The sequence below is a fragment of the Chryseosolibacter histidinae genome (genome assembly GCF_018598225.1).
Taxonomy (GTDB): domain Bacteria; phylum Bacteroidota; class Bacteroidia; order Cytophagales; family Cyclobacteriaceae; genus Chryseosolibacter; species Chryseosolibacter histidini.
On the sequence record NZ_JAHESF010000012.1, the window covers coordinates 115,377 to 129,338 of the forward strand.

Here is a 13,962-nt window from a genome sequence, read left to right on the forward strand (position 1 = left end):
CTTTCATGGGCAAATCCCCTAAAGCTAAAAAAATCCGATGGGGTAATCAATTAATTTGCGCACGGAACAACTTGTCTGAGACCATACAACTTTCTTTTTCCGGAAAAGTGAACGGGGTGATCTGGAAAACACTTGCCGATCCCCTTCACCAGCGGTTATATCTCGAAATTCGGGACACAGACCGTAAACAGGTTTCCTTTTCAGCTGTCGATCTGGTATCGGCAACCTGGCTGTGGAAGGATGTGACTTTTGAAGAGCCGTGGTGGATCAGCCTGCAGGCGATCGCTGACAACGTTCTGCTGCTGACGATCTATACGGACACCAACAACCCGGATAAAAAAAGTGCGCTGGCCGTTGATGTGAACACCCGGCAGGTATTGTGGTGGAAAAACAATTTCACCATTACATCCGTTGCAGGTGGGCGGGTATGGGGTGTTGATACAAAGATGGGCGCCAGGGAAGAGATCCTTGACCTTGCGGATGGTAAGACACTGCAGAAGCCAGCGGTTTTACCGGACGAACAAAATTTATTGATCACCCGTCCGTTTCAGTACCGGGAAGGAACGGCTCATTTTGATTCGATCAGGGCCTTTTTGAATAGAAAATGCGATATTTCGCCGATCATTTCGATAGAATATTGCGAGTATCATTCGTTGATCCTGATTTCAGCGTTTACAGGGCAGAATGATTTGGCTAATTATTTGTTTGTCTTTAACTCGTCGGGTGAATTGATGTTAAAAGAAATCCTCGGCGAGCATTTGAACGGAATAGCGCTGGATACTTTTTTCATTTTCTCCGGATATTTAATTTTCGTAAAAAATAAGTGTGAGTTGGTTAGTTATAAACTGGTATGATTAAACTATTGCTTGTTCTGGGTCTCTCTTACGGTTCAGGTGCCCCCCTGGATTCTATCGGTGTGGAAACCATCAACGGAAAATTGTTCGTGATCCACAAAGTAGATGAAAAGGAGACGCTGTTTGCCATATCCAGGCGTTATCACACTACCGTTGACGCGATCGTTCAATACAACTCCGGCGCCAGCGCTGGACTTGAAATAGGACAGATCCTCAAGGTTCCTTATGCTCCAAAAACATCCGTTAACCGGCCGGCCGATGGCATCGTTCATGAAGTAGCGGCCAAAGAGACCATGTTCTCGATCTCGAAAAAATATGGTGTGAGCATCGACGAGATCAGGCAATGGAACAATCTTTCCGACAATACACTGTCGATCGGGCAGCAGTTGGTGATCAAAAAGAGATCCACCGGCACCACAGCAACCACAACTCCGGTAAGAACCTCTTCGGAGAGCACAAGCCGGAAAGGCGTTCATACCGTAGGCGCGGCGGAGACCATGTTCTCCATCTCAAAACAATATGGCATCACGGTTGACCAGCTCAAAGACTGGAATAACCTGGAAGGATCGGAGCTGAAGGTCGGGCAGACCCTGTACGTAACGCAGCCGGAGCGGGGAGCGATCGCCAAGAAACCCGACTCTGTCAAAACCACTACACAACCCGTTGTTACCAGGTCCACAAGCTCAACGGCACAGACGTCAACAACACCTGTGGCAGATGTCAAAAAAGATCCGCCTGCCGATGTGAAGAAAGATGCTCCCACCGTACAGGATCCTCCCGTGCAACCTCAAACCATCCGCATCTCCGAGTCCATCAAGAACGGTTCTGAAACCGTTGAAGGTGGTGTAGCTGAGTTGATCGAAGGCACAGAAGGGAACCGCAAGTACCTGGCGTTGCATCGCACGGCACCCATCGGAACCATTCTGAAAGTGCGGAACGAAATGAACAACCGCGAAGTGTTCGTGCGTGTGATGGGCAAGCTGCCTGACACGGCGTTGACCAACAAGGTGATCATCCGTATTTCAAAGTCCGCTTACGACCGTCTCGGCGCCATCGATCAGCGCTTCAGGGTGGAGGTCACCTACTATAAATAATTTTGTGCTTCCGCGTCCGTTATAAAGAGCATGAAACAGACGATACCGTTGCTCATGCTGGCGGGTGCTTTTTGCGCGCAGGCACAGAACCTGGTGCCCAATCCGGGTTTTGAAGAATACGAAGCCTGCCCTGGTAACTTCAGCGAAGCTGCGCATGAATTTCGCGTAGCGCCGTGGCGTGCGGCAGGTACCGGTACTCCTGATTATTTCAATGCATGCAGCGACGGTGAAGCCAACGTTCCGCACAACTGGGCCGGAGTCTCCGATGCTTATGACGGTCATGGTTATGCGGGCATCTACGCATGGATGGACCGTGATGATCCCTATCGTGAATATTTACAGTGCCAGTTGCTGCAACCTTTGGTGAAAGACTCCCTTTATCACATCGAGTTCCATTACAAGCTGTCGTCCTATTCAAAATATTCCATCGACAGGATCGGCCTTCTGCTGACAGGAAAGCCTTTGAATGAAAGGCATGATGACGAGCTGCGCTTCACGCCAACGCTCTCGGTGGTCCGCGATTCAGCGCTGACAAAAACAACCGGTCTCTGGGAAACGGCCAGCATGGAATACAAAGCTTCGGGAGGAGAACAGTACCTGGTGATCGGAAATTTTTTCAGCAACGAGGCCACCAGGCGATACGAGATCCGTTTCAGGCCCGTATCGCAGGTCATGCTGGCCCACAGCGCCTATTATTACATTGACGGCGTCAGCGTTGTTCCCAAATACAGGTTGTCTGAGAACGTGATCGCGCAGCTGCCGCCCGAGTTCTCACCGGCCAGCGCCACGCTCAACACCACGTACGTGTTGAAGAACCTGCAATTCGAGCTCAACAGCTATAAGCTCACACCGTCTTCCTTCTATGAGCTCGATCAGGTGGCGGATGTGCTCATCATGAACCCCAAGCTGAAAGTGCAGTTTTTCGGTCACACAGACGACCAGGGCAGTGACCAGTACAACCTCCGCCTTTCCCACAACCGCGCAAAAACCGCGGGAGAATACCTGAAGACCCTGGGTATCAATCGCAACCGCATCGAGGTCTTCGGCTACGGCAAACAAAAACCGCTCATCCCCGAAACCACCGACCAGGCACGGTCCGTAAACCGCAGGGTGGAGATCAGGTTCATCAGGTAACCGGGTAATCAGTATTCGGTAAAAGCACTTTCATCGCTAAGCTTAAGTTTCTTAATTTGTCGACTAATAACAGCCAGCGTTGCGTGTGATTTGCATTTAATCCCGTAATCCTGTAAATCCTTAAATCTTGGTTAAATCCTGTTAATCCTGTGAATCCAGCAAATCCTGCTCCTGCTATTGAAGTTCGCAATCTTCTTTACAGCTACACCACTGACAAGGTGCTCCGGTTTCCGGATCTCCACGTAAACAAGGGGGGGCAGTGCCTGTTGCTGGGCGAATCGGGCAGCGGCAAGACCACGCTGCTTCACCTGATCGGCGGACTGCTGAAGCCGGGCCAGGGGATGATCCGGATCGGCGATACAGATATCACAAAACTTTCCGAACACAAGCTCGATCACTTCAGGGGTCAGCACATCGGTTTTGTTTTTCAGAAGAACCATTTGATCACGGCATTGACCGTTAAAAAAAATCTGCTGATGGCACCTTTTCTAGCAGGGGTGAGTCATGATGAGGCCAGGGTGCAAACCGTACTGCAGGAGCTGGGGCTGGCAGAAAAAGCGAATGCAGATGTTCGTCAGCTCAGTCACGGACAGGCGCAGCGCGTAGCCATTGCCAGGGCCGTGCTGAATAAACCCGATGTGATCCTCGCGGATGAGCCCACTTCGGCGCTCGATGACAAGAACTGCGACCGCGTGATCGAGCTGTTGCTCAGCGTGGCGAAGCAAAATCAGTCCACGCTGCTCATCGCCACCCACGATCAGCGACTCAAATCGAAGATCGCACAACAAATAATCCTGTAGCCTCAACGATATTTTTACAAATCTGAGAAGAATGAATCTTTTTATCCTGGTCTGGAACTACCTCAAAGCGCGGCCACTGAACACGGTGTTGAATATCGTTTTACTGAGCCTTGGCATTGCAGTGATCACCATATTGTTACTGTTCAACAATCAGCTGCAGCAAAAGATCTCCGAGAACGCGCGGGGCATAGACCTGGTGGTAGGGGCCAAGGGCAGTCCGCTGCAGCTCATCCTCTGCAATATTTTTCACATCGATTTCCCGACGGGTAACATCAAACTTTCGGAGGCGGAGAAGGTAGCCAGGAACAGGCTTGTGAAAAAAGCAATCCCGATGGCCCTGGGCGACAGCTACAATGGCTATCGCATCATCGGCACCACACAAGCATACCCCGCCATTTACGGAGCCGAGATAGCGCAAGGTGAGTGGTGGCAGAAAAATATGGAAGTGACTATCGGCGCTAACGTAGCCGATGTGCTCCAGCTGAAATTGGGTGATGGCTTCACCAGCCAGCATGGACTGACCCAGGATGGCCACGCCCACGATGAGCAGAAGTTTGTGGTGAAAGGTATTCTGAAAAGATCCAACTCCGTGCTCGACAACCTCATTCTCACCAACGTGGAGAGTATCTGGCTGGTGCATGAAGTGCATCATGAAACAGACGGCCAGCATGAAGAGGAGAAGCATGAAGCGCATGGTGAGGCAGATCACGATCATGCGCACGATGCTGACTTTAAACCTTCGTCGTTGATCCCTTCCGTGGCTGCCGGCGATTCCATTAAGGAGATCACGTCACTGCTGGTTCAGTACCGGTCGCCCATGGGCGCTATTCAGATGCCGCGCTGGGTCAATGGGCAGAGCAGTCTGCAGGCTGCATCACCAGCTTTCGAGACCGCCCGGCTTTTTTCCATTCTCGGTGTTGGTGTCGATATCCTGAAAGGGTTTGCCTATGTGCTGATCTTTATCTCGGCGCTCAGCATATTCATAGCCTTGTATAACTCGCTGAAAGAAAGGAAATACGACCTGGCCATCATGCGGTCTATGGGTGCGGCGCGAAGCACGCTGGTAGTGACCATCCTGATGGAAGGCAGCGTGCTTACCCTGATGGGCAGCGCTATCGGGCTCCTGTTCGGTCATGGGGTGCTGCAGGTGATGTCAGTTTTTGTTGAAGAAACACAGAAAGCTGGGATAAGCGGTATTGTTTTCTATCCGGAAGAATGGATAATTTTGGTCGGAAGTTTGTTATTAGGCTTATTGTGTGCGATTATCCCTGCCGTTCAAGCGTATCGCACCGATATTTCAAAAGTGCTGGCAGGTAACGGATAGAAAATTATGAGAAGATCACTGTTATTGATTGCATGTTTGGTGGCTGCGGGAACTGTTTTCGCCCAAAAACCGGATACCTGGAACGATTTTGCGAAAACCAAGTTCGAGCCCAAATACCACGAGAAGCTGGGCGAATACCTGTTCTACCCCAATTTCTCTGCCGATCTGAAGGCAATGGAAGGAAAGGAGATCACCATCCAGGGATTCTACGTTCCCTTTGCCCCTGAAGACGGCGAATACATCATCATTTCAAAATACCCCATGAGCCAGTGTTTCTTCTGCGGCGGTGGTGGCCCTGAGTCCATTGCCGAAGTAAACTTCGCGAAGAGCCCTGGCAAATTCCAGGTAGATGACCTCATCACCGTAAAAGGCAAGCTCAAGCTCAACGCCGACAACGTGGATCATGTGAATTTTATTCTCGATCAGGCCGTTCTGGTTAGTAAGTAGAGCGCTCTTACTCAAGAGTCGACAGTCCACTGACGACAATCCACGGCACTTCCCCCTTATGGAACCGGTTTCCTGAGTGGTGGTCTGGCGGCGGGTGCTGAGCGAACGAAGGATCCCCCCGACGGTTACTGCGAGTCTGATACGGGCATCTGTACGATGCGTTCGCACGATGTTACAATGGGATCCTTCACTCCCGCAAGTCCCTCGCACCTGCGCCGTTCAGGATGACGGCCTTCGAAAGCATGGACAGCCGTCCGTGGACCGTCGACTATGGACCGTGGACTCTGCATTCCGGCTCTGCAATCCCTCATAAACTTCCCTTATATTAGAGGTAGTAACAAGATAATTTGGAGACTCCATTATCCATTCTTCAGCGTTATTGGAAACACGGTCAGTTCAGGCCGTTGCAGGAAGATATTATCCGGTCTGCGCTGGAAGGGAACGACACGCTCGCGCTATTGCCTACGGGGGGTGGTAAATCGGTTTGTTTTCAGGTGCCTGCCTTGCTGCGCGATGGATTGTGTGTTGTGATCACGCCGCTCATTGCGTTGATGAAAGACCAGGTGGAACAGCTGCAGAAGAAAGGTATCCTTGCTGCGGCTGTGCACGCGGGCCTGAGCAGGCAGGAGATAGACCTGTTGCTCAACAACGCCCTCTATGGCGGTGTGAAGTTCCTGTACCTTTCGCCGGAGCGCATCCAGACAGAGATGTTCGTGGCGCGGTTCAAACAGATGAAGGTGGGTCTCATTGCCGTGGATGAAGCGCACTGCATTTCACAATGGGGTTATGACTTCAGGCCTCCGTACCTGCAGATCGCTTCCTTGCGGGAAATAAAACCGGAAGTGCCCGTGATCGCGCTCACCGCCACCGCTACCGCGGAGGTGCGTGATGATATCATGGAAAAGCTTGCCTTCCGCGAGGATGCAAAGGTCTTTCAAAAATCATTTGCGCGCGACAACCTTTCCTTCGTTGTCAGAAAAACGGAAAACAAAGACAAGATGCTGCTCGAGATCCTTCAGAAAGTAAAAGGATCGGCCATCATCTACATGCGCTCGCGCAAGAAGACCCAGGAGCTGGCGCAATGGCTGGGAAGAAAAAATATCAGTGCTTCATTCTATCACGCGGGCCTCTCGTTCGAAGACCGTACGAAACGGCAGGACGAGTGGATCCATAACAAAACGCGCGTGATGGTGGCCACCAACGCCTTCGGTATGGGCATCGATAAACCTGATGTGCGCATCGTGATCCACCTCGATCTTCCGGAGAACCTTGAAGCCTATTACCAGGAAGCGGGGCGTGCAGGGCGCGATGGCCTTCGTTCATTCGGTGTGATCCTTTACCAGGATGCCGACCTGGTGAACCTGCAGCTGAAAGCGGAGCAGTCGCAACCTTCACCGGAGTACATCGCAAAAGTTTACCAGGCCCTTGCCAACCATTACCAGCTCGCACTGGGAAGCGCGGCGGGCGAGAGCTTCGACTTTGAAGTGCATACGCTGGCCGAACGTTTCGAACTGAGCGCCATCGAAGTGTATAATGCGTTGAAGAAGCTGGAGGAGGAAGGCCTGATCCAGTTCAATGAAAGTTATTACAGCCCTTCCACGCTTCACATACCGCTCAACCATACGGAGCTTTATCAGTTCCAGGTAGCAAACGCCAGGTTCGATCCTTTGCTCAAAATGCTGCTGCGGCTTTATGGCGGAGAGCTCTTTTCAGGATTTATGAAAATATCCGAGTCTTATCTTGCCAGGGCGATGAAGCTTCCTGAAAAAGACGTTGTAGCGCTTCTTCTACACCTCCACCAGCTGAACACCATCAACTATATTCCGGCTAAAGACAAGCCGCAGATCACTTTTGTTTTGCCACGCCAGGATGCGGCGCGATTGCCCATCGACAGAGAACGACTGGAAGCCCGCAAGAAACTGATCATGGGCAAGGTGAAGGCAGTTGTGGATTTCACACAGAATACGTTCCGCTGCCGCATGCAGGTGGTACAGGATTATTTCAATGAAACAACATATCAGATCTGTGGTATTTGCGACGTCTGCATCGGCAAACGCAAGCAGGAGAATACCAAAGCGTTTGATGTGCTGAAGGAGGAGGTGCTCATGATCATGAAGGCCCGGTCTCTTTCAGTAGAGGAGCTTGAGCAGCAGGTGTCGCCTGACGACAAAGAGCTGTTCGTAGACGTTGTTCGCGAGCTGGTCGACGAAGGCAGGCTCGAATATGATAAGACCTGGAAATTGCGGCTGGCCGGCAATAAATTAGGCGCGGATTGACTGTTGCAGTAATTTGCAGCGGAGTGTTAGTTTTTAATAGTCAAATCATGGTAAAGAAAATAGGCGCCAGGGTTCCGAACCCCTTCAAACATGCATATGTTTTTGTTGTTGTGGCGCTGATATTCACCGGATGCACCTTTACACATTATGCCAAGCGGTCGTACCTCCAGGCCAATAAAGAAAAGCCATACGATGTAGTGATCGTGCCGGGCGTGCCCTATGAAGGAGAGAAGACAACCAGTGTGATGAAGATGCGGCTCTTCTGGGCCAAGCAGTTATACGACAGCGGTATTACACGAAATATCATTTTTTCAGGATCGGCTGTCTACTCGCCTTACGTGGAAAGCATTGTGATGAAGATGATGGCCGATTCCCTGGGTGTGCCGGCTGAGCATCTTTTCTCTGAAACCAGGGCGGAGCACAGCACCGAGAATGCTTACTACTCCTGGAAGATGGCACAGCAGCTGGGATTTAAGAAGATCGCGCTGGCCACAGATCCTTTTCAGGCAGGCATGCTGCGATCGTTCCTGAAAAAATATTGCCCCGGCATGCGCTCCGTACCCATCGTTTTTGACGAGCTGAAAGACATCGACGATAAAAAACTGCCCGCCATCGATCCTGCCATTGCCTACGTTGAAAACTTTGTCTCCATCAAAGAGCGCGAGTCTTTCTGGACACGTTTCAAGTATACGATGGGTAAGCGGGTTAAGGAAGAAGCGCGGTCTGAACAAGTAAAGCAGCAACCGGAAACCCGGGGTGAGATTAGTAATCGGTAATCAGTAATCAGTAATCGGTGTGAGCGCTTACCGATTACTGATCACCACTTACCGATTACCACTACTGCGCCAGCAGCTCTTGAGCATTCTCCAACGCCACTCTAGAGGGTTTGGCTCCGCCGATCATTTTAGCGATCTCTTCAACACGCTCGTCTGCGTTCAGCAGGCGGATGTTGCTCACGGTTTTTTTCGCGGAGTTGTCCTTGAACACAAAATAGTGGGTGTCTCCCTTGGCGGCGATCTGCGGAAGGTGACTGATGGTGATCAGCTGGTGTGTTTTAGACATGCCTTTCATCATGGTGCCCAGCTTAATGGCAATTTCACCCGAGATGCCATTGTCGATCTCGTCCAGCACCAGCGTTGGCATGGCCGATTTCTCCGCCATCACATACTTGATGCAGAACATGAGGCGTGAGAACTCGCCTCCCGAAGCAACCTGTGCCAGGGGGCGTGCCGAGATGCCTTTATTTGCGCTGAAGAGTATATCGATCTTGTCGATGCCCGAAGCGGTGGGTTCCGTGATCTGCGTTTCAACAGACAGGGTGGCGTCAGGAATGCCGAGCTCTTTCAGCAGTTTGATCAGCTGTTTTTTCAACGGCTCGAATGCTTTTTTGCGGGTCTCGCTGAGCTGTGCGGCAAGCTTCTTCACTTGTTTTTCGGCCGTGGTGAACAGTTCCCTCGCCTGCGCCAGCTCCTGGTCGAGGTTAGTGGTGAGGGTTGCTTTGTGCTGCAGTGTCTCCTGGATGGCCAGCAACTCCCTGGTATCATTCACCCGGTGCTTCTTCTGCAGTTGGTATAAAGTGCTGATGCGTTCTTTGATCCACTGTGAGCGCTCGGGGTCGAACTCGATCCTGCTTTCTTCTTTTTCGATCTCGGCGGCAACATCTTCCAGCTCCAGGCGCAGGCTTTCAACACGCTGGTACAATGAACCGTAAGCTGCCGAGTAAGACGATATGGCCTGCAGCTGACCCCTGATCTCTGCCAGAGAATTCCTGACGGCAAACTCAGCGTTGCTCATCAGGTCGAGCACACCGTTGAACCTGTTCTTGATCTCTTCGGCATGTTCCATGATCTTCAGCTCTGACTCCAGCTTCTCCTGCTCGCCATCTTCCAGGTTTGCTTTTACAAGCTCGTCGAGCTGAAACCGTGTATAGTCTGCTTCCTGTCTCAGGGTCTCAGCCTGGCCGTTGAGCGTTTCAAATTCTCTCCTGGCTTTCAGAAAGGCGCTCCACGCTTCATGGTATTCATCCTGCAGCGGTTGGTTCTCGGCGTAGGCATCGATGAGCTGGAGCTGGAAGAACTGGTTTCCCAGCTGTAAGGTCTCATGCTGCGAGTGGATGTCCATGAGGCTGCTGCCGATGCGGCGCATGACCTCCAGTGTTACCGGGGTATCGTTGATGAACGCGCGTGATTTTCCGCCGGGACTGATCTCCCGCCGGATCACGGTCTGGTCATCGTAGTCGAGGTCTTCGGCCTTGAAGACCCCTTTCAGCTTATAATCCTTGATATTGAACGTGCCTTCGATGATGCATTTGTCTTCCTCATCCCACAGCACTTTGGTGTCGGCGCGGTTGCCCATCAGCAAACCGATCGCGCCAAGCATGATGGATTTACCGGCGCCGGTCTCACCCGTGATCACATTGAGGTGACCCGAAGGCTCCAGCTCCAGGTGTTTGATCAGCGCGTAGTTTCTGATGGTGAGGTGCTTCAGCATTTATACGATGGCGTCAAAGTAAACTTCATAGAGCTGCTCAAAGGGAAAGAAGGCCTTCTTCAGGCGCATGTTGGTAACTTCCACTCCCGATGCACTGACTGCCTGCAGCTCGGCAATAATAACCCGGTTGTCAGTCAGCACAATATTAATTTTTTTACCCAGAAACTCCTTGATCCTGCTCCGGATCTGGGCGTTATTTAAACGAAGCTGTTTGGTGCTGGGCATACTGATCTGACAACAGGTCTTCTGGATCAAAAATCATAAAATCCCGGATCAAAAGCCGGTCAGTTCTGAAGAATTTTTTCGTAGCTGCTCCGGTTCGAAGGGTCGATGGCCGTGATAATATCGTAAGCCTCGCGCCTTACCTGGATATTGCCACTGGAGAAGATATTGGCCAGCTCTTTTCCCTTGGCGTCGAAGAAGCTGATCACCAGTATAGAGTTGGGGTTGATGTCGCGGATCTTTTTGATGTCGCGCAGACCTTTCAGAATGGTTTCGCGGCTTTTGTCGGGGGTCTGATCAAAAGTATCGAGCCCCAGGCGGTGATAGCTGTACAAAGCTTTGCGCAGGTCGGCCGTCTGTGGGTTGTTGAGGTTTTCCACCAGCCAGTACCGGCTCCGGTTGCTCCCGATGGGCTGCCATCCGGGCCTGTTAGATTGCTGTGCGTTGTTCACCACGGTAAGTGCCCGCTGATAGTAGGGGGTACCTCCCAGCTCGCTGAACGTGTCGTTGTCAAGCCCGATGATCAGGTAGGCATACAGCGCCAGCATGGACGTGAGGTTGTTGGTGAACGTGTTGTCGTTGTATTCCAGCGGCATGGACTCGATGTAGTCGAATTCCCAATCGCGGTCTGCGAAATTGAAAACAAGGCTCGAATAGTTCGTATTGAAGACGGGGCGTGCCGACTGGATCTGTACCGAGGCTATGAAGTTGCCGATCGCGGGCATCTTGGTGATGGTAACCAGAAAGTTGCAGTCGATCTTCTCATGGGTGCGGTAAGTGTCGTTGGACCATTTTCGCCCGTTCATGAATTGCTCGATGGCGTTTTTCATGTCTTTAAAAATGCCGCGGTCAGAGGTTTGGATCTGCGTGGCATTGATGGTCACGGAGCATTTGAGCTCCTGTGCTGTTGCTGTCAGCGATACCAGCAGCAATACCAGCGAGCAGGTGATGTTAATGTAATTTTTCAATAATGGCATTGACGATATCATTGGCTACCTCCTTCTTGCTCTTCAACTCAAACGTTCTCGTTTGTTGTTTCCTGTCGATGATCGTAATTTTATTCGTATCGTGTCCGAACCCAGCCCCCTGGTCGTTCAGCGAGTTGAGCACAATGAGATCAAAGTTCTTCGATTCAAGTTTCTTCAGCGCGTTGGCTTGTTCCTGTTCTGTTTCCAGGGCAAACCCCACGATGATCTGTCCGTTGTGTTTCATCTTGCCCAGCGAGGCCGCAATGTCATGCGTACGCGTGAGCTCGATGGTCAGGGTCTCATCTTTTTTCTTGATCTTCTGGTCGGCTTTCACTGCGGGTTTGTAATCGGCCACGGCAGCGGATAACACGGTGATGTCAGCCGAAGGGAAAAGGCCGGCGCAGAGCTTGTACATTTCTTCGGCCGAAGTAATATGTTGTACCCTGATGTTCGGATGGGTGGTGTGCTGTTGCGTGGGGCCAGCGACGAGGTCTACCATAGCTCCTTTGGCGGCGAGTGCTTCCGCGATGGCAAATCCCATTTTGCCGCTGGAGTGATTGCCGATGAACCGCACCGGATCCAGGGCTTCATAAGTAGGGCCCGCGGTGACCAGTACTTTTTTACCGGCCAGCGGTGTGCCGGCAGCAAAGAACGTTGTCAGATATTCTGTGATCTCTTCAGGCTCGGCCATCCGCCCTGTACCCACCAGCCCGCTGGCCAGCTCGCCATACGCGGGCTCGATGAGGTGATTGCCATACTCTTTAAGCTTTTCGATGTTCGATCTGGTTGACGGATGCTGCAGCATGTCGAGGTCCATGGCCGGAGCGAAGAACACCGGGCACCGGGCAGACAGGTAGCTTGCCAGCAGCAGGTTGTCGCACAACCCGTGGGCCATCTTGCTGAGGGTGTTGGCGCTGGCAGGGGCGATCACCATGGCATCTGCCCACAGGCCCAGCTCTACGTGATTGTTCCATTGACCGGTCTCATCCTTTGAAAAGTGGGTGAGCACCGGATTTTTGGAGAGTGTTGAAAGGGTCAGCGGTGTAATGAAGTCGTGTGCCGAAGGTGTCATTACTACCCTGACCGATGCTCCGGCTTTTACCAGAAGACGCGTCAGCATAGCCGCTTTGTAGGCCGCGATGCTGCCGCTAACACCTAATAATATTTTCTTTTCCCTGAGCATGGTTAGAGACCAGGTTAGCTTCTGGATGGAAAGGGCACGCCGATATGGATCAGCCCTTAATCGTGCTTCTCATCCACGTCGCCGCTGCGCATCCGGTGGCTGAGCTTGCCTTCCAGAAACTCTTCAGTGGCGGTTGTTGTCGGTTTGGGAAGACGTTCGTAGAACTTAGAGATCTCGATCTGCTCGCGGTTCTCAAAAACTTCTTCGAGGTTATCTACCGTGGTGGCAAACTCCGCCAGCTTGTTGTTAAGCTCTTCCTTGATGTTAACGGCGATCTGCCTGGCGCGTTTAGAAATGACCACCACAGATTCGTAAACATTGCCGGTTTGCTCCGCGATCTTATCAAGGTCACGTGTGATAACGGATGATTGTACTGCCATAATTCTACAGGTTTGTTTTCTTTAACGAGTTCATTTTTTCGAGGCTGTCGGCGTATTGCTTTTCAGCCTCCCTCAGAAATTTGCTCTCGGGATATTTGTCGAGAAATTCCTGATAGTATTCAATTACTGCTTTGTACCGCTCGCCCTGTTTGGAGATGATACTTTGCTGGGCCAGCGCATATTCTGCGTCGATCACCAAAAAATATGCCTCCTCCAGGAATTTCGAGTCGGGGAAGTTATTCTTAAAATTGTTCAGCGCCACGATCGCCGCCTTGTATTGGCGCATCTTGTGGTACTGCCGGGCGTTCTCAAAACCTTTGCGCTCCAGCTTCTCCTGTGTTGAAACGATGATCTCCACGGCTTTGTCCCTGAACTTGCTGCTGGGATAACGGTTCAGGAATTCCTGCATCGCTGCCATGGCGTCAATGCTGCTGGTTTGGTCAAGGTTGGCGTTGGGTGAAGACTCGTACAACGAAAAAGCATACATATACCTGGCTTCTTCCGCCAGGCTGCTGCGGCCATAGGTCTCATAAAAGGTTTTGAACTGCTCTGAGGCCAGGAGGTACAGCTTGTCATAGAACTGGCAGTAGGCCAGGTAGAACTGCACTTTTTCGCCTTCAGGCAACCCCCTCACGATGGGCAGAATCTGCTCAAACAGCACCGAAGCCCGGTAATAGTCCTTTTTAGCGTAATAATTCAGCCCCGCTTCATACTTCACCCTCCAGTCAGGGCTTTTCTCTATTTTCCTGAATTTCCCGCAGGAAATCGCCAGAAGTAGTATCAAACTGAA

General features: G+C 51.5%; 14 protein-coding genes. 8 read left to right on the top strand and 6 right to left on the bottom strand.

Going from position 1 to position 13,962, the window contains the following annotated elements; translation table 11 throughout:
- Positions 1–5: 5 nt before the first annotated feature.
- From KK083_RS13855 to KK083_RS13890, 8 genes are all read left to right on the top strand, one after another.
- Complete coding sequence (locus tag KK083_RS13855) at positions 6–854, top strand: DUF4905 domain-containing protein (protein ID WP_254163844.1); 849 nt, start codon at positions 6–8, stop codon at positions 852–854.
- Entirely contained in the window at positions 851–1,948 is a 1,098-nt protein-coding gene (locus KK083_RS13860; RefSeq protein ID WP_254163845.1) for a LysM peptidoglycan-binding domain-containing protein, read from the top strand. Before KK083_RS13855 ends, KK083_RS13860 begins: the two co-directional genes overlap by 4 nt.
- A 30-nt stretch (positions 1,949–1,978) precedes the next feature.
- Positions 1,979–3,082, top strand: a complete 1,104-nt coding sequence (locus KK083_RS13865) for an OmpA family protein (protein WP_254163846.1) — start codon at positions 1,979–1,981, stop codon at positions 3,080–3,082.
- A 149-nt stretch (positions 3,083–3,231) separates the two neighbouring features.
- Positions 3,232–3,882, top strand: coding sequence for an ABC transporter ATP-binding protein (locus KK083_RS13870; protein ID WP_254163847.1), 651 nt, complete (start codon positions 3,232–3,234; stop codon positions 3,880–3,882).
- A gap of 31 nt (positions 3,883–3,913) precedes the next feature.
- The gene (locus KK083_RS13875; RefSeq protein WP_254163848.1) at positions 3,914–5,206 is read left to right on the top strand and encodes an ABC transporter permease; all 1,293 of its coding nucleotides are present in this window, start codon (positions 3,914–3,916) and stop codon (positions 5,204–5,206) included.
- A gap of 6 nt (positions 5,207–5,212) precedes the next feature.
- Complete coding sequence (locus tag KK083_RS13880) at positions 5,213–5,653, top strand: hypothetical protein (protein ID WP_254163849.1); 441 nt, start codon at positions 5,213–5,215, stop codon at positions 5,651–5,653.
- Between the two features lie 347 nt (positions 5,654–6,000).
- A complete protein-coding gene (locus tag KK083_RS13885; protein WP_254163850.1) occupies positions 6,001–7,929 on the top strand; it encodes a RecQ family ATP-dependent DNA helicase in 1,929 nt (642 codons plus the stop codon).
- 47 nt (positions 7,930–7,976) lie between these two features.
- The gene (locus tag KK083_RS13890; RefSeq protein ID WP_254163851.1) at positions 7,977–8,705 is read left to right on the top strand and encodes a YdcF family protein; all 729 of its coding nucleotides are present in this window, start codon (positions 7,977–7,979) and stop codon (positions 8,703–8,705) included.
- 61 nt (positions 8,706–8,766) lie between these two features.
- On the opposite strand, the gene recN is transcribed toward KK083_RS13890, so the two are convergent.
- Genes recN through KK083_RS13920 form a run of 6 tightly spaced genes read right to left on the bottom strand, consistent with a single transcriptional unit; the run spans position 8,767 to position 13,956 of the window.
- Positions 8,767–10,419 carry a DNA repair protein RecN gene (gene recN, locus KK083_RS13895; RefSeq protein WP_254163852.1) on the bottom strand — a complete coding sequence of 551 codons (1,653 nt, stop codon included), beginning with the start codon at positions 10,417–10,419 and terminating at the stop codon, positions 8,767–8,769.
- The gene (locus tag KK083_RS13900) at positions 10,420–10,644 is read right to left on the bottom strand and encodes a hypothetical protein (RefSeq protein WP_254163853.1); all 225 of its coding nucleotides are present in this window, start codon (positions 10,642–10,644) and stop codon (positions 10,420–10,422) included.
- A gap of 59 nt (positions 10,645–10,703) precedes the next feature.
- The gene (gene porD / locus KK083_RS13905) at positions 10,704–11,609 is read right to left on the bottom strand and encodes a type IX secretion system protein PorD (RefSeq protein ID WP_254163854.1); all 906 of its coding nucleotides are present in this window, start codon (positions 11,607–11,609) and stop codon (positions 10,704–10,706) included.
- On the bottom strand, positions 11,593–12,792 hold the full coding sequence (gene coaBC / locus KK083_RS13910; protein WP_254163855.1) for a bifunctional phosphopantothenoylcysteine decarboxylase/phosphopantothenate--cysteine ligase CoaBC: 1,200 nt from the start codon (positions 12,790–12,792) through the stop codon (positions 11,593–11,595). Before coaBC ends, porD begins: the two co-directional genes overlap by 17 nt.
- A gap of 56 nt (positions 12,793–12,848) precedes the next feature.
- A complete protein-coding gene (locus KK083_RS13915; RefSeq protein ID WP_254163856.1) occupies positions 12,849–13,172 on the bottom strand; it encodes a DNA-directed RNA polymerase subunit omega in 324 nt (107 codons plus the stop codon).
- Between the two features lie 4 nt (positions 13,173–13,176).
- On the bottom strand, positions 13,177–13,956 hold the full coding sequence (locus KK083_RS13920) for an outer membrane protein assembly factor BamD (RefSeq protein WP_254163857.1): 780 nt from the start codon (positions 13,954–13,956) through the stop codon (positions 13,177–13,179).
- Positions 13,957–13,962: the final 6 nt, after the last annotated feature.

Coding starts and splice junctions, on each gene's coding strand:
- coaBC (WP_254163855.1), bottom strand. CDS start 12,792: ATGCTCAGGGAAAAGAAAATATTATTAGGTGTTAGCGGCAGCATCGCG.
- KK083_RS13865 (WP_254163846.1), top strand. CDS start 1,979: ATGAAACAGACGATACCGTTGCTCATGCTGGCGGGTGCTTTTTGCGCG.
- KK083_RS13915 (WP_254163856.1), bottom strand. CDS start 13,172: ATGGCAGTACAATCATCCGTTATCACACGTGACCTTGATAAGATCGCG.
- KK083_RS13880 (WP_254163849.1), top strand. CDS start 5,213: ATGAGAAGATCACTGTTATTGATTGCATGTTTGGTGGCTGCGGGAACT.
- KK083_RS13900 (WP_254163853.1), bottom strand. CDS start 10,644: ATGCCCAGCACCAAACAGCTTCGTTTAAATAACGCCCAGATCCGGAGC.
- KK083_RS13875 (WP_254163848.1), top strand. CDS start 3,914: ATGAATCTTTTTATCCTGGTCTGGAACTACCTCAAAGCGCGGCCACTG.
- KK083_RS13855 (WP_254163844.1), top strand. CDS start 6: ATGGGCAAATCCCCTAAAGCTAAAAAAATCCGATGGGGTAATCAATTA.
- KK083_RS13890 (WP_254163851.1), top strand. CDS start 7,977: ATGGTAAAGAAAATAGGCGCCAGGGTTCCGAACCCCTTCAAACATGCA.
- KK083_RS13860 (WP_254163845.1), top strand. CDS start 851: ATGATTAAACTATTGCTTGTTCTGGGTCTCTCTTACGGTTCAGGTGCC.
- recN (WP_254163852.1), bottom strand. CDS start 10,419: ATGCTGAAGCACCTCACCATCAGAAACTACGCGCTGATCAAACACCTG.